At 66.2% G+C, this 20,866-nt stretch carries 20 protein-coding genes and 1 pseudogene; 13 read left to right on the plus strand and 8 right to left on the minus strand.

Going from position 1 to position 20,866, the window contains the following annotated elements:
* Window positions 1–42: 42 nt before the first annotated feature.
* Genes tsaE through trxA form a run of 6 tightly spaced genes read left to right on the plus strand, consistent with a single transcriptional unit; the run spans window position 43 to window position 8,788 of the window.
* Window positions 43–516: a tRNA (adenosine(37)-N6)-threonylcarbamoyltransferase complex ATPase subunit type 1 TsaE gene (gene tsaE / locus I8N54_RS18615; protein WP_140195123.1), complete on the plus strand. Its 474-nt coding sequence runs from the start codon at window positions 43–45 to the stop codon at window positions 514–516.
* A complete protein-coding gene (locus tag I8N54_RS18620) occupies window positions 503–1,468 on the plus strand; it encodes an aminoglycoside phosphotransferase family protein (protein ID WP_140195121.1) in 966 nt (321 codons plus the stop codon). The genes tsaE and I8N54_RS18620 overlap by 14 nt, the downstream gene beginning before the upstream one ends.
* On the plus strand, window positions 1,465–2,139 hold the full coding sequence (locus I8N54_RS18625; RefSeq protein WP_331459713.1) for a nucleotidyltransferase family protein: 675 nt from the start codon (window positions 1,465–1,467) through the stop codon (window positions 2,137–2,139). Before I8N54_RS18620 ends, I8N54_RS18625 begins: the two co-directional genes overlap by 4 nt.
* Window positions 2,136–5,057 carry a PD-(D/E)XK nuclease family protein gene (locus tag I8N54_RS18630; RefSeq protein WP_140195119.1) on the plus strand — a complete coding sequence of 974 codons (2,922 nt, stop codon included), beginning with the start codon at window positions 2,136–2,138 and terminating at the stop codon, window positions 5,055–5,057. The genes I8N54_RS18625 and I8N54_RS18630 overlap by 4 nt, the downstream gene beginning before the upstream one ends.
* Complete coding sequence (gene addA / locus I8N54_RS18635; RefSeq protein WP_140195117.1) at window positions 5,054–8,407, plus strand: double-strand break repair helicase AddA; 3,354 nt, start codon at window positions 5,054–5,056, stop codon at window positions 8,405–8,407. Before I8N54_RS18630 ends, addA begins: the two co-directional genes overlap by 4 nt.
* Before the next feature lie 60 nt (window positions 8,408–8,467).
* Complete coding sequence (gene trxA / locus I8N54_RS18640) at window positions 8,468–8,788, plus strand: thioredoxin (protein ID WP_140195115.1); 321 nt, start codon at window positions 8,468–8,470, stop codon at window positions 8,786–8,788.
* Between the two features lie 60 nt (window positions 8,789–8,848).
* On the opposite strand, the gene I8N54_RS18645 is transcribed toward trxA, so the two are convergent.
* Window positions 8,849–9,760 carry a glycosyltransferase family protein gene (locus tag I8N54_RS18645; RefSeq protein ID WP_140195113.1) on the minus strand — a complete coding sequence of 304 codons (912 nt, stop codon included), beginning with the start codon at window positions 9,758–9,760 and terminating at the stop codon, window positions 8,849–8,851.
* Between the two features lie 82 nt (window positions 9,761–9,842).
* On the opposite strand from I8N54_RS18645, the gene hslV reads away from it, so the two are divergent.
* From hslV to I8N54_RS18670, 5 genes and pseudogenes are all read left to right on the plus strand, one after another.
* Window positions 9,843–10,406 (plus strand): ATP-dependent protease subunit HslV, encoded by a 564-nt coding sequence (gene hslV, locus I8N54_RS18650; protein WP_140195111.1) that lies wholly within the window; start codon window positions 9,843–9,845, stop codon window positions 10,404–10,406.
* A gap of 138 nt (window positions 10,407–10,544) precedes the next feature.
* Window positions 10,545–10,838, plus strand: a pseudogene (locus I8N54_RS18655) (DUF6958 family protein).
* 118 nt (window positions 10,839–10,956) lie between these two features.
* On the plus strand, window positions 10,957–12,264 hold the full coding sequence (gene hslU, locus I8N54_RS18660; protein WP_140195109.1) for an ATP-dependent protease ATPase subunit HslU: 1,308 nt from the start codon (window positions 10,957–10,959) through the stop codon (window positions 12,262–12,264).
* A 7-nt stretch (window positions 12,265–12,271) separates the two neighbouring features.
* Window positions 12,272–13,363 (plus strand): alpha/beta hydrolase, encoded by a 1,092-nt coding sequence (locus I8N54_RS18665; protein ID WP_140195107.1) that lies wholly within the window; start codon window positions 12,272–12,274, stop codon window positions 13,361–13,363.
* 39 nt (window positions 13,364–13,402) lie between these two features.
* Window positions 13,403–14,626 carry an MFS transporter gene (locus tag I8N54_RS18670; RefSeq protein ID WP_140195105.1) on the plus strand — a complete coding sequence of 408 codons (1,224 nt, stop codon included), beginning with the start codon at window positions 13,403–13,405 and terminating at the stop codon, window positions 14,624–14,626.
* On the opposite strand, the gene I8N54_RS18675 is transcribed toward I8N54_RS18670, so the two are convergent.
* From I8N54_RS18675 to I8N54_RS18685, 3 genes are read right to left on the minus strand one after another with little or no spacing between them, the layout of a single operon-like run.
* Window positions 14,609–15,199 carry a Smr/MutS family protein gene (locus tag I8N54_RS18675; RefSeq protein WP_140195102.1) on the minus strand — a complete coding sequence of 197 codons (591 nt, stop codon included), beginning with the start codon at window positions 15,197–15,199 and terminating at the stop codon, window positions 14,609–14,611. The genes I8N54_RS18670 and I8N54_RS18675 overlap by 18 nt on opposite strands.
* Window positions 15,196–16,224, minus strand: a complete 1,029-nt coding sequence (gene mltA / locus I8N54_RS18680; RefSeq protein ID WP_140195100.1) for a murein transglycosylase A — start codon at window positions 16,222–16,224, stop codon at window positions 15,196–15,198. The genes I8N54_RS18675 and mltA overlap by 4 nt, the downstream gene beginning before the upstream one ends.
* Window positions 16,221–16,886, minus strand: coding sequence for a Tim44/TimA family putative adaptor protein (locus I8N54_RS18685; RefSeq protein ID WP_140195098.1), 666 nt, complete (start codon window positions 16,884–16,886; stop codon window positions 16,221–16,223). The genes mltA and I8N54_RS18685 overlap by 4 nt, the downstream gene beginning before the upstream one ends.
* A gap of 127 nt (window positions 16,887–17,013) precedes the next feature.
* Between I8N54_RS18685 and I8N54_RS18690 the strand changes: the two genes are divergently transcribed.
* Together I8N54_RS18690 and secB are read left to right on the plus strand one after the other, a co-directional pair.
* Window positions 17,014–17,511 carry an FxsA family protein gene (locus I8N54_RS18690; RefSeq protein WP_140195096.1) on the plus strand — a complete coding sequence of 166 codons (498 nt, stop codon included), beginning with the start codon at window positions 17,014–17,016 and terminating at the stop codon, window positions 17,509–17,511.
* 55 nt (window positions 17,512–17,566) lie between these two features.
* Window positions 17,567–18,091 (plus strand): protein-export chaperone SecB, encoded by a 525-nt coding sequence (gene secB, locus I8N54_RS18695; RefSeq protein ID WP_140195094.1) that lies wholly within the window; start codon window positions 17,567–17,569, stop codon window positions 18,089–18,091.
* A gap of 4 nt (window positions 18,092–18,095) precedes the next feature.
* On the opposite strand, the gene dnaQ is transcribed toward secB, so the two are convergent.
* Genes dnaQ through I8N54_RS18715 form a run of 4 tightly spaced genes read right to left on the minus strand, consistent with a single transcriptional unit; the run spans window position 18,096 to window position 20,797 of the window.
* Window positions 18,096–18,785 carry a DNA polymerase III subunit epsilon gene (dnaQ, locus tag I8N54_RS18700; protein WP_140195092.1) on the minus strand — a complete coding sequence of 230 codons (690 nt, stop codon included), beginning with the start codon at window positions 18,783–18,785 and terminating at the stop codon, window positions 18,096–18,098.
* Window positions 18,778–19,371, minus strand: a complete 594-nt coding sequence (gene coaE, locus I8N54_RS18705; protein ID WP_140195090.1) for a dephospho-CoA kinase — start codon at window positions 19,369–19,371, stop codon at window positions 18,778–18,780. The genes dnaQ and coaE overlap by 8 nt, the downstream gene beginning before the upstream one ends.
* Complete coding sequence (locus I8N54_RS18710; RefSeq protein WP_140195088.1) at window positions 19,368–20,201, minus strand: shikimate dehydrogenase; 834 nt, start codon at window positions 20,199–20,201, stop codon at window positions 19,368–19,370. The genes coaE and I8N54_RS18710 overlap by 4 nt, the downstream gene beginning before the upstream one ends.
* Window positions 20,198–20,797 carry a Maf family protein gene (locus I8N54_RS18715; RefSeq protein WP_140195086.1) on the minus strand — a complete coding sequence of 200 codons (600 nt, stop codon included), beginning with the start codon at window positions 20,795–20,797 and terminating at the stop codon, window positions 20,198–20,200. The genes I8N54_RS18710 and I8N54_RS18715 overlap by 4 nt, the downstream gene beginning before the upstream one ends.
* Window positions 20,798–20,866: the final 69 nt, after the last annotated feature.

Genomic DNA, 20,866 nt, shown 5'->3' on the forward strand with positions numbered 1-20,866 from the left:
AGAAAGGCTTGCAGCCGAGTCGCAGCCGCCTAGTCTGCGCGCATGTCGTCCCGGACCCTCACCATTGCCCTGCCCCGACTGGCCGATACCGAACGGCTCGCCAGCCGCATCGCGCCCCTGTTGATGCCGGGCGATGCCGTCCTGCTGTCCGGGCCGATCGGCGCGGGCAAAAGCGCCTTCGCTCGCGCCCTGATCCGGTCACGGCTGGGCGACCCTGACGTCGAAGTCCCCTCCCCGACCTACACGCTGGTGCAGACATACAGCGACGGCGCCGACGAGATCTGGCACTGCGATCTCTATCGCACCGGTGACACCTCCGAACTGGTCGAGCTTGGCCTCGACGCGGCGTTCGCCGAAGCGATCACCCTCATCGAATGGCCCGACCGATTGGGAGAGATGGCACCCGCCGACGCGCTACAGCTGGCGTTCGCGGTCGAACACGCGGGGCACAGTGTCACCGCCGAGCTGACGGACACGTGGAGCGGGCGACTGGAGGACCTCCTTGCCCGATCGTGAAGGACTGATTTCCCGAATCCTCGCCGAGACGGGGCATGCCGCGTGGACCCGCACACCCCTGCCGCACGACGCATCGCGGCGGCGCTATGAGCGGCTCACCTCGGGCGAGCGCAGCCGCATCCTGATGGACGCACCGCCCGAGACAGGGGAGGACACGCGTCCGTTTCTCGCCATCGGGCGCCACCTGCGGTCCATCGGGTTGTCCGCGCCGGCGCTGATCCATGCTGAAACCTCGACCGGGGTTCTGATCCTCGAAGACCTCGGACACGTCCTGTTCGCCGACCATCTTCAGGTCTGGCCGGGCGAGGAAGAGATGCTCTACCTTGCCGCCGCCGACGTGCTGGCAAAGGTTCAGTCCGCGCCGCCGCCCGACGGTCTTCTGCAGCTGACGCCGGAGAGCGCCGCGCAGATGCTGGAGCCGCTGTTCGACTGGCACGTGACGCTGGATCCGCGCAATCGCGCAGCGATAGAGACTGAAATCGCCGCCGCGCTCGACCGGCACGCAGGCCCGCCCGACGAGCTGTCGCTTCGGGATTTCCATGCAGAGAACCTTGTCTGGCGGCCGCGCCTCGACGGGGATGCGAAGGTCGGACTGCTCGACTTTCAGGACGCGTTCCTCGCGCCCGCCGCCTATGACCTCGCCTCGCTTCTGGATGATGCTCGTCGCGATGTGGAGGATGAGACCAAGGATGCGGTGCTGACCCGCTTCGCCGAGCGGACCGGGCGCGACCGTGCGACACTCGACCGCGCGCTCGCGGTGCTGTCGGTGCAGCGCAACTTGCGCATCCTCGGCATCTTCGCGCGGCTCGTCCGTCGCGACCGAAAGCCGAAGTACCTCGCCTTCGTGCCACGGGTCCGCGCCCACCTCTGCCGCAGGCTGGAAGACCCGGCGCTGGCCGACCTCAGCCGACTTTGCCTGCCGTTCCTCGAGTCGGAGCCGGACTGGACGTGACCCCCAATGCAGCCCTTTTCTTCGCCGCAGGGTTCGGCACCCGTATGGGCGAGCTGACCCGAAACCGGCCCAAACCCCTGATCGAGGTCGGCGGGACGACCCTTCTCGACCATGCGTTGTCGCTGGGCGAAGCCGCCGGTCTCGGTCCCATCGTGGTGAACGCCCATTACCGGGCCGAGATGATCGAGACTCACCTCGCCGGGCGCGACCTCCGGGTCTTGCACGAGGCCGACCGCATCCTCGAGACCGGCGGCGGCCTGCGCAATGCGCTGCCCCTGCTTGGCCCCGGCCCTGTTTTCACGATGAACACCGATTCCGCCTGGCGCGGCCCCAACCCGTTCGAGCTCCTGCGCGCCGCGTGGCGGCCCGACCGGATGGAAGCGCTGCTGCTTTGCATCCCGAAGGAGAACGCACAGGGCCACACCGGCAAGGGTGACTTCCTGTTCGACGGTGAGGGGCGCATCGCCTATGGTCCGGGTCCGGTCTATTCCGGCGCGCAGATCGTCGATCCCGCCGGACTGGCAGACATCGGGGAGGACGTGTTTTCCATGCGACTGCTCTGGGACAGGCTGATCGAGCGCGGTACGGCCTACGGTCTGCTCTATCCCGGTGACTGGTGCGACGTGGGCCGGCCCGATGGCCTGCCCCTCGCCGAAGCGATCCTGCGATGATCTTCCCAGAGTCGACCGGCCCGCGTGTCTTCGCGCTGCCGCCCGGTGTCGATTTCGGAACCGAGCTGGTGCGCGGGCTGAGGGAACGGTCGTCGCACCTCCCGCCCGAGCATGTCGCCCGGATCGAGCTCTATCTCAACACGCGGCGGATGCAGCGCCGGATCCGCGATGTCTACGATGCCGGGCCGCCGATGCTGCTGCCCCGGTTGCGGCTGGTCACCGACCTCGCGCTTGCGCCCGTTCCGGGCCTCACACCGCCCGTCGGCAAGATGCAGAGACGGCTTGAGATCGTGCGCCTCGTCGCTGCCCTGCTTGACGCGGATCCGACGCTTGCACCGCGCTCGGCCCTGTTCGACCTCGCCGACAGCCTGTCCGGCCTGCTGGACGAGATGCAGGGCGAAGGCGTCGACCCCGATACGCTCCGCCAGCTCGACGTGTCCGACCAGTCGGAACACTGGCAGCGGACCCTGACCTTCCTGAACATCGTCGAACCCTACTTCGCCGGCGCTGTTGGTGCGGAGGCGCGGCAGCGTGCCGCCGTCGAACGCCTGTCCGCGCAATGGACCGAGGCACCGCCCGGCCAGCCGATGCTGATCGCGGGGTCGACCGGGTCGCGCGGGGCCACCGCGATGTTCATGGAAGCCGTCGCCAGACTGCCGCAGGGGGCCATCGTGCTGCCCGGCTTCGATTTCGATCTGCCCCGGTCCGTCTGGGAGTCGATGACCGACGGCATGAGCGCGGAGGACCATCCGCAATACCGCTTCCGCGCGCTGTTCGACCGGCTTGGCCTATCGCGGCGCGATGTAGAGCCTTGGACGGATGCCGAGCCGGCGAGCGCCTCGCGCAATCGGCTGATCTCGCTCAGCCTGCGGCCCGCCCCCGTGACCGATGCGTGGCAAATCGAAGGTCCGGAGCTTCGGGACATCGAAGGCGCTACCTCGCGCGTGACGCTGATCGAGGCGCCGAGCCCCCGGTCGGAGGCCGAGACGATCGCCCTCGTCATGCGAGATGCGGTTGAACAGGGCCGGTCCGTCTCGCTGATCTCGCCCGACCGGATGCTGACGCGGCAGGTCGAAGCGGCGCTCGATCGCTGGCTGATCGTACCCGACGACAGCGCGGGCCAGCCCTTGTCGCAAACGCCGACCGGTCGCTTCCTGCGGCATGTCGGCGGATTGCTGACACACCGGTTGACGTCCGAGGCGCTGCTGACGCTGCTGAAGCATCCGCTCTGCCACGGGGGCAGCGAACGCGGGCCGCACCTCCTCCACACCCGTGAGCTGGAGCTTCACCTCCGCCGCCACGGGCCGCCCTTCCCGAACGGCGACACCCTGCGCGCCTGGGCCGAGAAAAAGCCGGGCCGCGAGGGTTGGGCCGCGTGGCTGGCGGCGAGACTAGACACGATTCCTGCGCAGGACGAGCGTGACGCGCCCGATCACCTCGCCCTTCACCTTGCGCTCGCCGAAGCGTTTGCCGCCGGTCATGGCGACGGCGCGAGCCAGCTCTGGCAGCGGGACGCCGGCCGCAAGGCGCAGGAGGTGCTGACCGAATTCGGCGCCCACGCGGCAGCCGCCGGCACGCTGTCGCCGCTCGACTACCTGTCGCTGTTCGAAGGCATCATCGGCGGTGCCGAAGTCCGCAACCCGGTGACCGGGCATCCGCTCGTCCGCTTCTGGGGCACGCTCGAGTCCCGCGTGCAGGGGGCGGAGGTCGTGATCCTCGGCGGCCTCAACGAGGGAAGCTGGCCGGAAGTGCCGAGCCCGGATCCGTGGATGAACCGGTCGATGCGGCACAAAGCGGGTCTGTTGCTGCCCGAACGTCGCATTGGCCTTTCTGCGCATGACTACCAGCAGGCGGTCGCGGGGGCGGAAGTCGTCCTCAGCCGCGCGTCCCGGTCGGAGGATGCGGCGACCGTGCCGTCGCGCTGGATCAACCGGCTTACGAACCTGATGAACGGCCTGCCGTCGAACGGCGGGCCAGAGGCATTGGCGGCGATGCGGGCGCGCGGCGCGCTTTGGGTCGCGAAGGCGGCACGCCTGTCGGCCCCCGACCGCGCGGTCCCGCCTGCGCCGCGTCCTTCGCCTCGTCCGCCGGTGGAGGCGAGACCGAAACGCCTGTCGGTGACCCAGATCCAGACACTGATCCGGGACCCTTACGCGATCTACGCCCGCAACGTACTGCGCCTCTCCGCGCTCGATCCTCTCGTGCCGGAGCCGGATGCGCCCCTGCGCGGGATCATCATCCACAGCGCGCTCGAGCGTTTCATCAAGGCGGGGCACGACCCGGCGGATCCGGCGACGCGTGATCAGCTTGTCGCGACCGCGCGGGACGCATTGACCGACTCCTGCCCGTGGCCGGCGCAGCGGCAGCTTTGGCTTGCCGGGTTCGAGAGGGTCGCGGACTGGTTCCTCGAGACAGAGGTCGCACGGCGCGCCGTCGGGACACCGTCGCATTTCGAGCTTCGCGGCAAGGTTCACCTCGGGGACCCGGACTTCACGCTGTCCTGCCTCGCCGATCGGCTCGACCTGACCGAGGGGGGCGAGCTGATCCTCTACGATTACAAGACGGGCAAGCCGCCGACCGAGAAGCAGCAAATCAGCTTCGACCGGCAGCTTCTGCTGGAGGCGGCGATGGCCGCGCGCGGCGCATTCGCCGAGGTCGGACCCCGCCGCACTGTGATCGCGGAGTTCATCGGGCTTGGCAGTTCTCCCGCGATCGTGCCCGCGCCGATGGACGAGGCCCCGCCGGACCAGGTGTGGGAAGAGTTCCGCGCCCTGATCCGGGCCTGGGCAGACCCGAACAGGGGGTATTCCGCCCGCGCACGGGCCTTCACGGAAGAGTCGGTCGGCGACTACGACCACCTCGCCCGGCGCGGCGAATGGGACGGCGCGACGGACTTCACGCCGGAGGACATTCAATGACCCCCCGCGATGACGCGACGGAGGCGCAGGTCCGTGCCGCCGATCCGGACAATTCGACATGGCTTTCTGCCAACGCCGGATCCGGCAAGACGCGCGTTCTGACCGATCGCGTGGCGCGGCTGCTGCTGCAGAAGGTCGATCCGCAGAACATCCTTTGCCTGACCTTCACCAAGGCCGCCGCGTCGGAGATGCAGAATCGCCTGTTCGATCGGCTCGGCGGGTGGGCGATGATGGAAGCCGGCGCGCTCCGGCAGGAGCTCGAGCGGCTCGGCGCACCACAGCCCGACGATCCGGGGGAAGCGCGACGCCTGTTCGCCCGCGCGATCGAGACACCGGGCGGGCTGAAGATCCAGACGATCCACGCCTTCTGCGCCTCTGTCCTGCGGCGTTTCCCGCTGGAAGCCGGTGTGTCGCCCCGGTTCACGGAAATGGAGGACCGCGCCGCCGACCTGCTTCGGCGCGACGTGCTCGACGACCTTGCGGAGCGTCGGCCCGAACTGGTGGAGCGCATCGCCCGACACTTCACGGGTGCGGACATCGGAGCGCTGCTGGGCGAAGTCGCGGTGAAGCGGACGCTGTTCCGCCAACCTGCGGACGAGGCGGTTCTGGCCGGTCTGCTCGGGGCCGAGCCGGGCCTGACTGTTGGCGGCCTACTGGACCGGGAATTCGGTGCGGACGTGATGCCGCTCCTGCGTGATCTTCAGGCCGTCCTCGCCACCGGGTCGTCGTCCGAGGTAAAGGCCGCGGCGACCCTGTCGCGCATATCGGGCCGGAACAAGGTCGATCTTGCGGTCTTCGGCGTTCTCGTGTCGCTGCTGCTGACCGGGAAAGGCGCGGCCTCTCCTTTCACCGCCAAGATCGGCAAGTTCCCGACGAAGGCGACCCGCGCCGCGCATTCCGGTTTGAGCGACGACCTCGACGGGCTGATGCAGGATGTCGAGGACCTGCGGGAGCCGGTGCTTGCACAGGCCGCGCTTGGCCGGAGCCTCGACCTCCATGCGTTCGGCCATGCCTTCTGTGCGGAGTACGAGGCGCGAAAGCTGGCCCGGGGTCTGCTGGATTTCGACGACCTGATCCTCAAGACGCGCGACCTGCTCAACGATCCTGCGCTGGCGCAATGGGTGCTCTACCGTCTCGACGGCGGGATCGACCATATCCTCGTGGACGAGGCGCAGGACACGTCGCCCGGTCAATGGTCCGTTATCGAACGGCTGACCGAGGAAATGCTCGCGGCGGGCGGCGGCAAGGACCGGCGCTGCACTCTGTTCGTCGTGGGCGACAAGAAGCAGTCGATCTACTCGTTTCAGGGTGCGGACGCGGAGGCGTTCGACTCGATGCGGGGCATGTTCGCCGAACGGCTGACCGAATCCGGACGAGCGTTGGTCGAACAGCCGCTTCAATTCTCCTTCCGCTCGGCCGAAGCGGTGCTGTCGCTCGTCGACCGCACATTCGTCGGCCCGTTCCGCGAGGGGCTGGACGAGGACGTATTGCACCGCCCGTTCAAGGATCGCCTGCCCGGTCGTGTCGATCTCTGGCCGCCGGTGCCGAAAAGCGATGACAGCGACCCGGACGAGCCGTGGCATAGGCCCGTCGACCACGTGGGTCAGAGCCACCACGACGTCGTGCTCGCCAACCAGATCGCCCGCCACATCCGCCAACTGATCGACGGGGGCGAGACGATCCCCGACGAATCCGGCGGCACCCCGGTTCGACGTCGGTTGCACGAGGGCGATTTCCTGATCCTCGTACGACGGCGGCGCATGCTGTTCCGCGAGATCATCCGCGCCTGCAAATCGGAAGGACTCGCCATCGCGGGCGCCGACCAGTTGTCGGTGATGACCGAACTCGCGGTGAAGGACCTCACGGCTCTGCTTCGCTTCCTCGCCTTGCCGGAGGACGACCTGTCGCTCGCCGCCGCACTGAAGTCGCCGCTGTTCAGCTGGACGGAGCAGGACCTCTTCACGCTTGCCCACCCGAGGGGCGAGCGCACCTTGTGGCAGGCCCTGCGGGAGAGCGACGCGCACCCCGAGACCCGCGCGATCATCGACGATCTGCGCCGGCAGTCCGACTTCCTGCGGCCCTACGACCTGATCTCGCGAATCCTCGTCCGGCACGGCGGGCGGCGGAAGCTGCTGAACCGGCTGGGTGCGGAGGCGGAGGACGGGATCGATGCCTTCGTCGGACAGGCGCTCGCTTACGAGCGGTCGTCCGTGCCGAGCCTGACCGGCTTCCTCGCGTGGATGGAAACCGACGAACTGAAGGTCAAACGCCAGATGGAGGGTCGCGGCCACGCAATCCGCGTGATGACGGTCCACGGCTCCAAGGGTCTCGAGGCCCCGGTCGTGATCCTGCCCGATACCTCGACGCGGCGCTCCGGCAATCCGCCCGCGATCTGGGACGTGGGGGAACAGCCCGTCTGGGGGCCGCTCTCCGACAACGTGCCCGCCAGCCTTGCCCCCCTGAAGCGCGACATGGCGGACGCGGATGAGCGGGAACGGCGCCGCCTGCTCTACGTCGCGATGACGCGGGCGGAAAAGTGGCTGATCGTCTGCGCCTCCGGCGATGTCGGCGATAGCCCGGAGAAGAGCTGGTACAACATGGTCGCCGCCGGGCTGGAGGAGATGCCGGTCCTGCCACTGGTCACCCCGTCGGGCGAGGGTCTGCGCTACCAGACCGGTGACTGGGCGGGCGATCCGCTGATCGACCTGCCGCGACAGGTTGCCGAGGACGTGGCGGAGCCTTTGTTCGCCACGGTCACAGCACCGCTTCCGGCGGCCGGTACGGTGTCACCGTCCGCGCTCGGCGGCGCGAAGGTGATGCCGGGTGAGACGGACGGCGGCACCCTCGACGAGGCGCTTGAGCGGGGCACGCGGATGCACCTGCTGCTGGAGCATCTCCCCGGCCTCGATCGCGCCCTGTGGTCAGAAACGGCGGCGGCCCTGTTCGACGGCGAGGATCCCGAGGGGACCGAAGATCTGGTCCGCGGTGCCGCAGCGATCCTCGACCATCCGGAGCTGTCCGCGCTTTTCCGGGATGCGCTTGCCGAAGTTCCGGTGACCGCCGCGCTGGCGGAGCTCGACGGGCGGCGAATGCACGGCACGATCGACCTGCTGATCCCCGGCGACACGGTCCTCGCCATCGACTTCAAGACGAACCGGATCGCCCCGTCGCGACCGGAGGACACGCCGGACGGCCTCTTGCGCCAGATGGGCGCCTATGCCGCGGCGCTTGGGCAGATATATCCGGGCCGGACGATCGAGACGGCGATCCTCTGGACGTCTGTGCCAGAATTGATGCGGTTGCCGACCTCTCTGGTCATGGCCTCCTTGCGTCGGGCCTCCGCACCTTGACGCATGAGAGCCCCCTCCTTACGTTCCGCATCCTAGATATTGCGGCCAAGGAGAGTCCTCATGGCAACCGTTGCAGTCACCGACGACACTTTCGACGCCGAAGTGCGTCAGTCCGACATCCCCGTGGTGGTGGACTTCTGGGCCGAATGGTGCGGTCCCTGTAAGCAGATTGGGCCGGCACTTGAAGAAATCTCGGAAGAGATGGACGGCAAGATCAAGATCGCCAAGGTCAACGTCGACGAGAACATGAATGCACCGGCGCAGATGGGCATCCGCGGCATCCCCGCCCTGTTCATCTTCAAGGACGGTGAGATCGTTTCGAACCGTGCCGGTGCCGCGCCGAAAGCGGCGCTGATGAGCTGGATCCAGGACTCGATCTGATCCTGCCAGACCCGGATTTTGCAAAGAGGGCGTCCCGTTGAGGGCGCCCTTTTTCGTTGGTCAGAGCGGCCAGCCGTTTTCCAGTAACCGCGTTCGGATGCTCTGCTCGGCGTGCGGGCGTCCGGCGTTGATGCTCATGTGCTGCCAGAACCACCAGACAAACCCGGCGTAGTCCGGCTCCGCCACCTTCACTGCTTCGAACGCGGCCGTCTCTCCGAGGTCGAGCACGTTCGCGGCGATGTGATGGAAGTCGATCTTCGCGAACAGCACCGCCGGCTTTTCGAACAGAAAGCCGTTGAACGCGGCGGCGGAATTCTGGGTCACCACGTAGTCGCAGCGTGACAGGGCGATATCCATCATGCCCGTCTCGATCGTCAGGCGCCGATCCTTGATCGCGTGCAGCGCGGCAAGCTCCGCGTCGGAATAGGTCTCATCCGGGTGGAGCGTGACCAGAACTTCGCGGTCCGGATCCTGCGTCAGGACCGACCTCACCATGTCGACAGGCGAACAGGCCTGGAACGAGCGGCGCTCCGTCAGCTTGCCCTGAAGCGGGACATAGACGAAGCCATCCCTGCCGATGTCCTGCGACACGTCGGGAAACAGCCGGTCGCGCCAGTAGCCGTGAAAGCGCCGGGCTTCCGCCTCTGGCACGATGGACCAGTCGACGTTGGACTTCGCGACATGCCAGTTCCAGCGGGCCGGGGTCTTCTCGATCTGCCAGAACGGATATTGGTAGACGCGACGGAAGGTGAGGCCGCGCTCGGTCGTCGGACGCGTCATGTGAAACATCGAGTAGCCCTCGCGGGAGAGGGAGCGAGCGACCTCGACGTCGGAATCGTCGTTGATGACGACGTCGTAATCGGCGTCCTCCAGCACACCCACCAGCTTGCTGATGAAATTGTGCCGTCGACCCGTCGCGGAGCGTTTCAGGCCGTCTTCGAGATAGAAATTGACCACCCGGGGGACACTCATTGCGGCAGGCTATATGCGGAGGCGTCGCCTTGTCCATCCGGTGGCGGTGAACCATATGGGGTCTCAACCAACAGGAGATCACATGGCAGAGCAAAGCTTTCCGGGCTGGCACGGCACCACGATCATCGGCGTTCGCAAGGGCGGCAAGGTCGTCATCGCGGGTGACGGCCAGGTGAGCCTCGGCGACACGGTCATCAAGGGCACCGCCCGCAAGGTCCGCCGGATTTCCCCCGGCGGCTACGACGTCATTGCCGGGTTCGCCGGGTCCACCGCCGACGCCTTCGCGCTGCTCGAGCGGCTCGAGAAGAAGCTCGAGGCGACGCCGGGGCAGCTGCAACGGGCGAGCGTCGAGCTTGCGAAGGACTGGCGGACGGACAAGTACCTGCAGAAGCTCGAAGCGATGCTGATCGTGTCCGACGGCAAGGAAATCTTCGTCATCACCGGCGCCGGCGACGTGCTGGAGCCCGAGCATGACGTGACCGCCATCGGCTCGGGCGGGAACTACGCGCTTGCGGCCGGGCGCGCGCTGATGAGCACTGACCTGTCAGCGGAAGAGATCGCCCGCCGCGCCATGCAGATCGCGTCGGACATCTGCGTCTACACGAACGGCAACCTCACGGTCGAAATGCTGGAGGGCGGCGCGTAGGGTGCGCGCTTGATGCGCACCAGCCAACGGACCGGACCTCGGGGTGCGCATCGAGCGCGCACCCTACGCCTTTCGGGTGATTTCTTTCCTGAGGCCAACGGTTGCGGATAACCTCTCCGCGACACGGGGAGGCACGGCATGGCCGACGACAAGATCGAGATCGAGAACGTGAACTCGCCGGGCCGCACCACGCGGGTCGACCGTGCGAAGTTCGAAGCGATGCGCGACGCACTGCTGCAGGTGCTGCCGGATGCCGCGCCGGGGATGAAGGTCCCGGATGCCAAGGCAGCGCTTCTGCCGCTGCTGCCGCAGGACCTTTTTCCCGGCGGCGACAAGGCGGGTTAGTGGTTGAAGGCGGCGCAGCTCGACCTCGAGGCGAAGGGACGAATTGCCCGCGCGGACAAGCCGCCGGTCCGGCTCTACCGGGTCTGAAACCGGACGCCCGTCTTGGAATTTCGGGCGTCATGCGTATCTGTTCGCCAGCACCGGGTGTCAGAAGGACCCCGAAAATGAACCATTGTCCGGTAACGGGCAGGCGAACAGGACACGTATGACCGACCTCACTCCCCGCGAAATCGTCTCGGAGCTTGATCGCTTCATCATCGGCCAGGCCGAGGCCAAGCGCGCCGTTGCCGTCGCACTCCGCAACCGCTGGCGGCGCAAACAGCTTGGCCCCGATCTGCGCGACGAGGTTTACCCGAAGAACATCCTGATGATCGGCCCGACCGGCGTCGGCAAGACGGAGATCAGCCGCCGCCTCGCCAAGCTGGCCCGCGCGCCCTTCGTGAAGATCGAGGCGACGAAGTTCACCGAGGTCGGCTACGTCGGCCGCGACGTGGAGCAGATCGTCCGTGACCTCGTCGATACCGCGATCGTCCAGACCCGCGAGCACATGCGCGAGGACGTGAAATCGAAGGCCCACCAGGCCGCCGAGGACCGGGTGATCGCCGCCGTCGCCGGAGAAGGTGCGCGGGACGGCACGCGGGAGATGTTCCGCAAGAAGCTGAAGAACGGCGAGCTCGACGACACGATGATCGAGATCGAGATTTCCGACACGTCGAACCCGCTCGGCGGGATGGAAATACCGGGTCAGCCCGGCATGATGCCGGGTGGCATGAACATCGGCGACATCTTCGGGAAAGCCTTCGGCAACCGCACGGTGAAGAAGCGCATGACCGTGGCCGAGAGCTACGAGAGCCTGATCGCCGATGAGGCCGACAAGCTGCTCGACGATGAGACGGTCACGAAAGCCGCGCTCGAGGCGGTGGAGCAGAACGGGATCGTCTTCCTCGACGAAATCGACAAGGTCTGCCGCAATTCCGATGCACGCGGGGCCGACGTGTCCCGGGAAGGCGTGCAGCGCGACCTGCTGCCGCTGATCGAGGGCACGACCGTCTCGACCAAGCACGGGCCGGTGAAGACCGACCACATCCTGTTCATCGCGTCGGGCGCCTTCCACATCGCGAAGCCGTCGGACCTGCTGCCGGAGCTTCAGGGCCGCCTGCCGATCCGGGTGAACCTGCGCGCGCTGACCGAAGGTGACTTCGTCCGTATCCTGACGGAGACGGACAACGCGCTGACCCGTCAGTACGTGGCGCTGATGAAGACGGAGGAGGTCACCGTATCCTTCACCGAGGAAGGCATCGCCGCGCTGGCCAAGATCGCGGCGGAGGTCAACGAAAGCGTCGAGAACATCGGTGCGCGGCGGCTCTATACCGTCATGGAGCGCGTGTTCGAGGAGCTGTCGTTCCACGCGCCCGACCGTGCCGGCGAAGCTGTGACCGTCGACGCGGACTTCGTCGAAACCCACCTTGGCGAGCTCACACGCTCTACCGATTTGAGCCGTTACGTGCTTTGAAGGCGGCATGATCCGTCTCCTGATCCTCCTGTCCGTGGCGATGCTCGCGGCATGTTCCCAGGAGGGTCGGGATTCCTTCGCATTCGTGCCGGAAGCGGTGGACTACGGGACGCAGGTCCCGGTGTTCGTCGCCTCCGGGCGCGACCGGGAGGGGAACGGCTACTTCGAATACGGACGCGCCGCGGGCATCAGCCTGTCGCGCTATACGGTGTCCGTTCCGCCGGTCCGGCCACTCGGCATGGTGACGCTCGCCTCCGAGGGCTACATCAACCCGCGTCTGCAATACGTCGTGAGCGACATCGCGCAATTCGACGGGGACGCGGCGTTCGAAACTGAACTCGCGTCCGCTCTCGGACAATCGTCCAGCAAGACGGCAGTGATCTTCGTCCCCGGCTTCAACATCTCGTTCCGCGAGGCGCTCTACCGGCAGGCGCAGATGATGGTCGATTTGCAGATCCCCGGCGTGCCGGTGCTGTTCAGCTGGCCGAGCGCGAACAATGTGCTCGGCTACGGGTTCGACCGTGAAAGCATCCTCTATTCCCGCAATCCGCTGGAGAAACTGATCCGCCAGGCCGATGCCGCCGGTGCGGAGGAGGTCGTGGTGATCGGCCATTCGCTCGGCGCGCTGCTGACGATGGAGGTGCTGCGGCAGATGGCGATCCGGGACGGCGGTACGCCCTCTGTCGATTTCGGCGGCATTATCCTCGTCTCTCCCGACATCGATATCGAGCTGTTCCGGCGGCTCGCCGAGGAATCCGGCGGTCTGCCGGAGCCCTTCGCGATCTTCGTCTCGAAGAACGATCCGGCGCTCCGGATCTCCGCGTTGCTCGCGGGGACGCGGGACCGGCTGGGCACGAATACCGACCCCGCGCTCTTGGGAAATCTGCCCGTTTCGGTGATCGACGTGTCCGACTTCGCCTTCGACAATGAGAACCTGCATTTCACGGCCGCGAACTCACCCGCGCTGATCCGGATACTCACGCGCGCGGCGATGGCAGAGCGCGAAACACCGGGAAGCGCGGGGCCGGTCTTGGGGTCCGTCATGGGTCAGGGGATGGAAACGGCGGTGCTGATCTCACCCCGCGCGCTGGCGCAATAGGGCTTCACATCCGCGAAAAAGGGGCAGAGTAATCCGCTCATGCCCCTCCTCAAATTCGTTCGAGAGAACGCGGCATTCCTCCTCGCCGGGGTTTTGATCGCCTTCACCTCGTCCTACGGACAAACCTATTTCATCTCGATCTTCGCGGGACAGATCCGCGAGGAATTCTCGCTGTCGCATGGCAACTGGGGCCTGATCTACACGGTCGGCACCACGATTTCGGCCATGACGATGGTCTGGGCCGGCGCGCTGACGGACCGGTTCCGGACCCGGCAGCTCGGCCTGATCGTGATGGTCGGACTGGCGATCGCGAGTCTGGCCATGGCGGCGGTTCCGTCGGCGATGATGCTGATCGCAGTGATCTTCCTGCTCCGTCTCACCGGGCAAGGGATGATGAGCCACCTCGCAATGGTGTCGATGGCGCGCTGGTTCGTCGCGCGCCGCGGCACGGCGATGTCGATCGCGTCGATGGGGTTCGCGCTGGGTCAGGCGGTGCTGCCGATCGCGTTCGTCGCGCTGCTGGGCATCTTCGACTGGCGGCTCCTGTGGGTCGGGGCGGCCTTGCTCGTCATGCTGACGCTGCCGGTCATCATCAGCCTGCTCCGGCTGGAGCGGACACCGCAGTCGGTTGCCGAGAGCACGCAGTCGACCGGCATGGGCAACCGCCACTGGACGCGGAACGAGGTCATCCGTCATCCGCTGTTCTGGATGATGATCCCTGCCCTGCTCGGCCCGCCGGCGTGGGGCACGGCGCTCTTCTTCCAGCAGGTCCACCTTGTCGAGGTGAAGGGTTGGGAGCTGGCGCAGTGGGTCGCCTTGATGCCGATCTTCACCGTGATGATGATCGGGTCGAACTTCTCCTGCGGGCTGGCGATCGACAAGCTGGGTAGTCCGGCGGCGATCAGTGTCTACATGATCCCCTTCGCGCTCGGCTCGCTCATCATCGGGGCGAGCGGGTCGCTGACGATGGCCGGCCTCGGCCTCGCCGTTTTCGCGATCGGCAACGGTATGCAGACGACGACACCGGGCGCCTTCTGGGCGGAGTTCTTCGGGACGCGGCACCTCGGGTCGATCAAGGCGGTCGCCTCGGCCATCATGGTATTCGGGAGCGCCATCGGGCCGGGACTGACCGGCGTGCTGATCGACTACGGCATCGACTTTCCGCAACAGCTGTTCGGGATCGCGGTCTACTTCGCCTGCGCAGGCGCTTTGGCGGTCTTCGGCGTGCTGCGGGCGCGGTCCGCGCTACCGGCTCCGGCGTAGGTAGACGTAGAAGGCGCCGGTTCCGCCGTGGCTGATGTGCGCCTCGGTCACCTGCATCACGACGGGCGCGAGTGGCGCCATCTTCAGCCATTGCGGCACCTGGTGCCGCAGGACGCCGTGCCGGGTCGGGATCGGGCCGGGGGCGTCGCGATGCTTTCCCTTGCCGGTGATGACCAGAACCAGTCGCTTGCCCGAGGCATGGGACGACAGGATGAAGTTCAGAAGCGCAGGATGCGCCTGCGCCATCGTCATGCCGTGCAGGTCGATCCGCCCTTCCGGTCGCAGCTTGCCACGTTTCATCCGGGTGTGGGTGCGCCGGTCCATGTTGAGCGGGTTGCCGGACAGCTGTTCGGTCAGGCTCGACATCAGGTCATGGTCGCGGCTGTGATCGGACTTCGAGCCGACCTCGAACCGCTCGATCCGTGGCGTGGGATCGGGCGCGCGCTTGCTGAACGGTTTCTCCTGTTCAGCCGGGGTCGTGGCTTTCGGGCGGTTCTGCAGAGGGTCGGCGCTTTTCGCGACCCTGTCCCACAGCGCACGTTCGTCCGGAGAGAGCCGACGCTTCCGGGTCACTCGAGCACTTCTGGCAGCATGGCGTAGGCGCGCTGAATCGGGACCAGCACGACCATGCGCCCGCCATCCTTCACGGTTCCCGCCCGCGCGCCGGCTCGGTCGCCGAACCCGAAGAAAATGTCGGCCCGCTGCGCGCCCTTGATCGCCGCGCCGGTGTCCTGCGCGACCATTAGCCGTTGCATTGGCTCGTTGCCGTCCTTTTCGATCCAGACCGGAGCACCGAGCGGGACAATCGAAGGATCGACCGCGATGGAGCGCATCGGCGTGATCGACCGGTTCATCGCGCCGAGCGGCCCACGGTCGGCCGGCACTTCAGAGACTTCGCGGAAGAAAACGTAGCTTTCGTTCGCCCAGAGAAGCTCCTGCCCGAGGATCGGGTTGTTCTGCACCCAGGAGCGGATGACCGGGGCGGAGACTTCGTGTTCTTCGAAAACGCCGCGGCGGATCAACTCAGTCCCGACGGAGGTGTAGGGCCGCTTGTTCGCGCCGCCGTATCCGACGCGGATGAAGCGACCGTCCGGCAGGCGGATGCGACCGGATCCCTGGATCTGCAGGAAGAACAGGTCGACCGGGTCGTCGACCCACGCGATCTCGAGATCCCTGTCGGCGAGGATGCCGGTCTCTTCGATTTCGCGACGGGACAGCCACGGATCCTCACCGAGTTCGGGGGGAACGCCGTAGACCGGGTAGCGGAAACGTTCGCTCGGGCTGAGGGAACCGCGAAGCTCGGGCTCGAAGTAGCCGGTGAAGAGCATCGGATCTCCGTCCTCGATCAGGATCGGCGTAAAGAACATCTCGAAGAAGCTGCGCCCGTCAGTCGCCTCCTCGGCAAGGTCGCAGAGCACGGACCAATCCTGCGTGTCGAAATCCATGCAGGTGTTGCGGAACACAGTGAGCGCCGCATCGTGGTCGTCGTCCGGCCAGCCCTGAAGCTCGTCGAACTCGAGAATGGTGTGAGTGGTTTGCGCCATTGCGCCGGAAGATAGCAGGGCCAGCGCGAACGCCAGCCCCTGTCCTGCCCTCATTCGCCAGTCGCGACGAGGATCCAGTTCGGATCATTCGTCCCCATGGTGCGGGCGAAGGTCCATACGTCACGCTGGCGCTTGATCTCGGAGGGGCTGCCCTCCACCACGTCGCCGGCATTGTCGCGCACGACGGAGGTGATCTCCCCCGTGAAACGGATCACGAGTTCCGCTTCCGAAGTCGTCCGGTCGAATTCCGCATCTTTCAGCGCGATCTCGGAGAGGCCGACGAAGCTGGCCTCGACCTTGAGGCCCTTGGCTTCGCGATCTTCCACGACCGAGGCGAAGGCGGCGTAGACCTCGTCCGACAGGAACGGGCGGACTGACGCGAGGTCGCCGTTCTCGAACGACATCAGGATCATCTCGTAGGCCTGACCTGCGCCGGACAGGAATTCGGAGACCCCGAAGGACGGCTCGGCGCGCTTCATGTCGGCCAGTGCCTTGGCGGCATCGCTGTCCTCGGGCACGTGATCGGTGATGTCGCGGTCAGGGCCACCTTCGATCACCTCGAAGTCCGGTCGCGACCGCTGGACGGTGTTGCGGTCGTTCTCCGACACCTGGGGTTTCTCGAACCCTTCGCGTGTGCCGAGAACGCTGCGCAGGCGCAGGATCAGGAACACTGCGATCCCCGCAAGGACGAGGAGCTGGATAATCGGAGAATTCATTTGAAAAGCCTCGTTTTCGGGGCAGCGTGGCAGGATCGGATTGCGGACCTTATGTAAGGACTGCGCGGGTGCCTGTCCACAAGGGGCGGGCGAACTGTCGCGCGTTGACGCAGAAATGAGGTAGGCCATGTGGCTGTTCGCCGCCTTCATCGCGGTTCCCCTGATCGAAATTGCCCTCTTCATCCAGGTCGGCGGTCTTATCGGCCTGTGGCCGACGCTCGGTGTAGTGATCGTCACCGCGATTGTCGGGACGTGGCTCGTCCGGAGCCAGGGCGCGGCAGAGCTTGGCCGGCTGAGACGGTCGATCAACGATCTGAACGACCCAACCGAGCCATTGGCACATGGCGCTATGATCCTCGTCTCCGGTGCGCTTCTGCTGACGCCGGGGTTCTTTACCGACACCGTCGGCTTCCTTCTGCTGGTGCCCGCCGTGCGGCAGGCTGCGCTCAGATGGGTGAAGTCACGCGTCACCGTGCAGAACTTCACCTACCAGGACCGTCCTGCCGGTCCGGGGGGACGTCCCCGTCCGCGCGACACCGTGGTGGACGTGGATTATGAGGATGTGACCCCGGATCAGTCCAACAAGACGCCGACACACCAGCCCTCCGGGTGGACACGCCATTGAGGGCACGGGGCGAGGCTGCTACGAACAGCCGACCTTAATTTCCGGAGCACGTAATATGTCCGACGAAACCACGAACCCGGGCGGCACCGACGCAGCTGCCACGAACGGCCAGCAACAGGCCCAGATCACCCAGAAGGTCCTCGGCCAGTATGTCCGCGACCTCTCGTTCGAAAACGTGATGGCCCAGAAGGGTGTGAGCGGCGACGTTCAGCCCGAGATCCAGGTCAAGGTGAACCTCGACGCCAAGAAGCGCGGCAACACCGAGAACCAGTATGAGATCGTCACGAAGCTCAACATCACGTCGAAGACCAAGGACAAGGGCGACCCGCTCTTCGTGCTGGAAATCGAATATGCCGGTGTCTTCCAGGTCGAAGGCGTGCCGGAGCAGCAGCTTCACCCCTACCTTCTGATCGAGTGCCCGCGCGTGACCTTCCCGTTCCTTCGCCGGATCGTCAGCGACGTGACCCGCGACGGGGGCTTCCCGCCTCTGAACCTCGAGATGATCGACTTCCTCGCGCTCTATCGCCAGGAAATCTCCCGCCGCGCGCAGGCGCAGCAGGCCACCAGCCCGGCGAACTGATCGGTCAGGCGCGCTTCCAGAGCGCGCCGTCCCCGAGTTTCTCGACAAATGCCTCGTGCGCCGCGGCTTCGGCCGCGGTGAGACGGGACGGCAGAGGCGTCGGCCGCGGTGCGGGACGCCAGTTGCTGTCGCCACCGCCATCGGACGTCGCAGCGGTATCGCTCGACAGCACGAGGTCGGGCTGACGACCACCGATCAGCTCGAGATACACTTCCGCCAAAATTTCGGAGTCGAGCAACGCGCCGTGCAGCGTGCGCGAGGAGTTGTCGATCCCGAAGCGCCGGCAGAGCGCGTCGAGCGAGGCGGGCGAGCCCGGAAACCGCCGCCGCGCGATGTCGAGCGTGTCGATCGCGCGGTTGTCTGGCAGTTTCGGCAACCCGCACCAACCAAGCTCCGCGTTCAGGAATTTCATGTCGAAGGTCGCGTTGTGGATCACCAGCTTGGCATCGCCGATGAAATCGAGGAACTGCTGCCCGATCGCCTTGAAGACCGGCTTGTCGGCAAGGAACTCGTCGCCGAGACCGTGGATCTCGTAGGCGCCCTGCGGCATCGACCGTTCAGGATTGATATATTGGTGGTAGGTTCGGCCGGTCGGCATATGGCCCGACAGCTCGACCGCGCCGATCTCGACGATCCGGTCACCCTGATCAGGCTCGAACCCGGTGGTTTCAGTGTCGAGTACGATCTCACGCATGGGCGATCCGCTCCCTCAATTCCGCGACGAGGACCGCGACCTGATCGCGCGCACCCTCCATCGTCAGGGTCTCGATGATATGGTCGGCGCGGCGGCGCTTCTCCGCATCGGGCATCTGCCGCGCAAGGATGGCGCTGAAATGCGCCTCCGTCATTTCCGGCCGCGCGAGGACCCGTTCCTTCTGAACGTCGAGCGGGACGGAGACGACGGCGACGCTGTCCATCGTGCCCTCCGCGCCGATCTCGAACAGAAGCGGGATGTCGAAGATGGCGATGTCGGCGTCGGTGTTGGCGAGAAACTCCGCGCGGTCTGCCGCGACGAGGGGATGCACGATTTCCTCGATCTGGCGGAGCCGGTCGGGATCCTCGGCGATCAGGCGCTTCAATTCGGTGCGGGACACGCCACCATCCACGATGGCGTCCGGAAACAGGGCGCCGACCGGGCCGACCGCGCTGCCGCCCTTTTCATAGATACGATGAACGGCGGCGTCGGCGTCCCAAACCGGAATGCCGAGATCGGCGAACATGGCAGCCGTCGTCGACTTGCCCATCCCGATGGACCCCGTAAGACCAAGCGCCCAGGTCATGACAGGATGGCCTGCCGTACGTCTTCGTCCACGTCGGGGCGCGTCCCGAACCAGCGTTCGAACGCCGGCACAGCCTGGTGGAGCAACATGCCAAGACCGTCGACCGCAATGCAGCCTCGCGCCTCGGCCTCCTGCAACAGGTTGGTGCGAAGCGGGACGTAGACGAGGTCGCTGACCACCGTGCCGGAGCGAAGCCCGTCAAGCGACAGCTTCAATTCCGGCGAGCCGGTCATGCCGAGCGAGGTCGTGTTCACCACGGTCGCGGAATCCTCGAGCACGTTGGCCGCCTGCACCCAGTCGATCACGTTGATGCGCGAGCCGAACTCCTGCCGCAGGCCTTCGGCCTTCTGCTTCGTTCGGTTGCTCAGCAGGATCTCGGGCACGCCGGCATCGAGCAGCGACGAGATGACAGCCCGCGCAGCGCCCCCGGCGCCAAGCACGGTGGCCGGACCGTCGGATGCTTTCCAGTCGGGCGCGGCCTGGCGGATATTCTCGAGGAATCCGTAGTGATCCGTGTTGTCGGCGTGGATCTTGCCGTCCGACCGGAAGATCAGCGTGTTCGCTGCCCCGATCAGGATCGCCCGGTCCGACACGTGGTCGGCGATCTGCATGATCGAGACCTTGTGCGGGATCGTCACATTCGCGCCCACGAACCCGGCCTTGGGCAACATCCGCACCACCTCGGCGAGGTTGTGGTCGGCGACCTGAAGCGGCACGTAGTCGCCCGGCAGGCCATACCGCCGTAGCCAGAACTTGTGCAGTTTAGGGCTCAGCGAATGGGCAACCGGGTGGCCGATCACTCCGGCGAGCGGGATCCTCTCAAGTGTCATGCGCGCAATGTCCCGCGAAGAACGAGGTAAGACAAGAGTTCGAGGAGCGGCAAACCGAGGACATTGAAGTGATCTCCGCCGATGCGTGTGAACAGCCGGACGCCCTCCTCCTCTAGCTTGTAGGCGCCGACCGAGTGACGGACGCTCTCCCAGTTCCGGGCGACGTAGTCATCTATATAGCCCTGCGACAGCTGCCTCATGGTGAGGTCGGCCCGTCCGACATGCCGCCAGACCGGTCGCGCCTCTTCGAAGATGACTGCCGCTGAAAGCAGCTTGTGCGTGCTGTTCGACAGCGTGGCGAGCTGGCGCTTCGCCTCCTCCGGCGTTTCAGGCTTGGAATAGAGCGTGCGGTCATGTTCGAGGACCTGATCGGCGCCGATCACCAGCGCATCGGGATGGCGACGCGCGACGCGCTCTGCCTTCAGCTCCGCCAGCTTGTCGGCGATGTCACGCGGCGGTGCGCCTTCGTGCAGCATCGAATCGCGAATCATGGCTTCATCGACCCGAGCGGTCTCGACCTCGAACTCCAAGCCGGCGTTCCTCAAAAGTTCCGCCCGGATCGCGGACCCGGAGGCGAGAATGATGCGGTCAGTCATGTTGATAAGTCCGGGGTAAGCCTGCGGAGTTTCGCGCCGAAATCCATGGAAGAAGTTAGCCCGTCATCA

Source organism: Pelagovum pacificum, from assembly GCF_016134045.1.
Classification (GTDB): Bacteria; Pseudomonadota; Alphaproteobacteria; order Rhodobacterales; family Rhodobacteraceae; genus Oceanicola; species Oceanicola pacificus_A.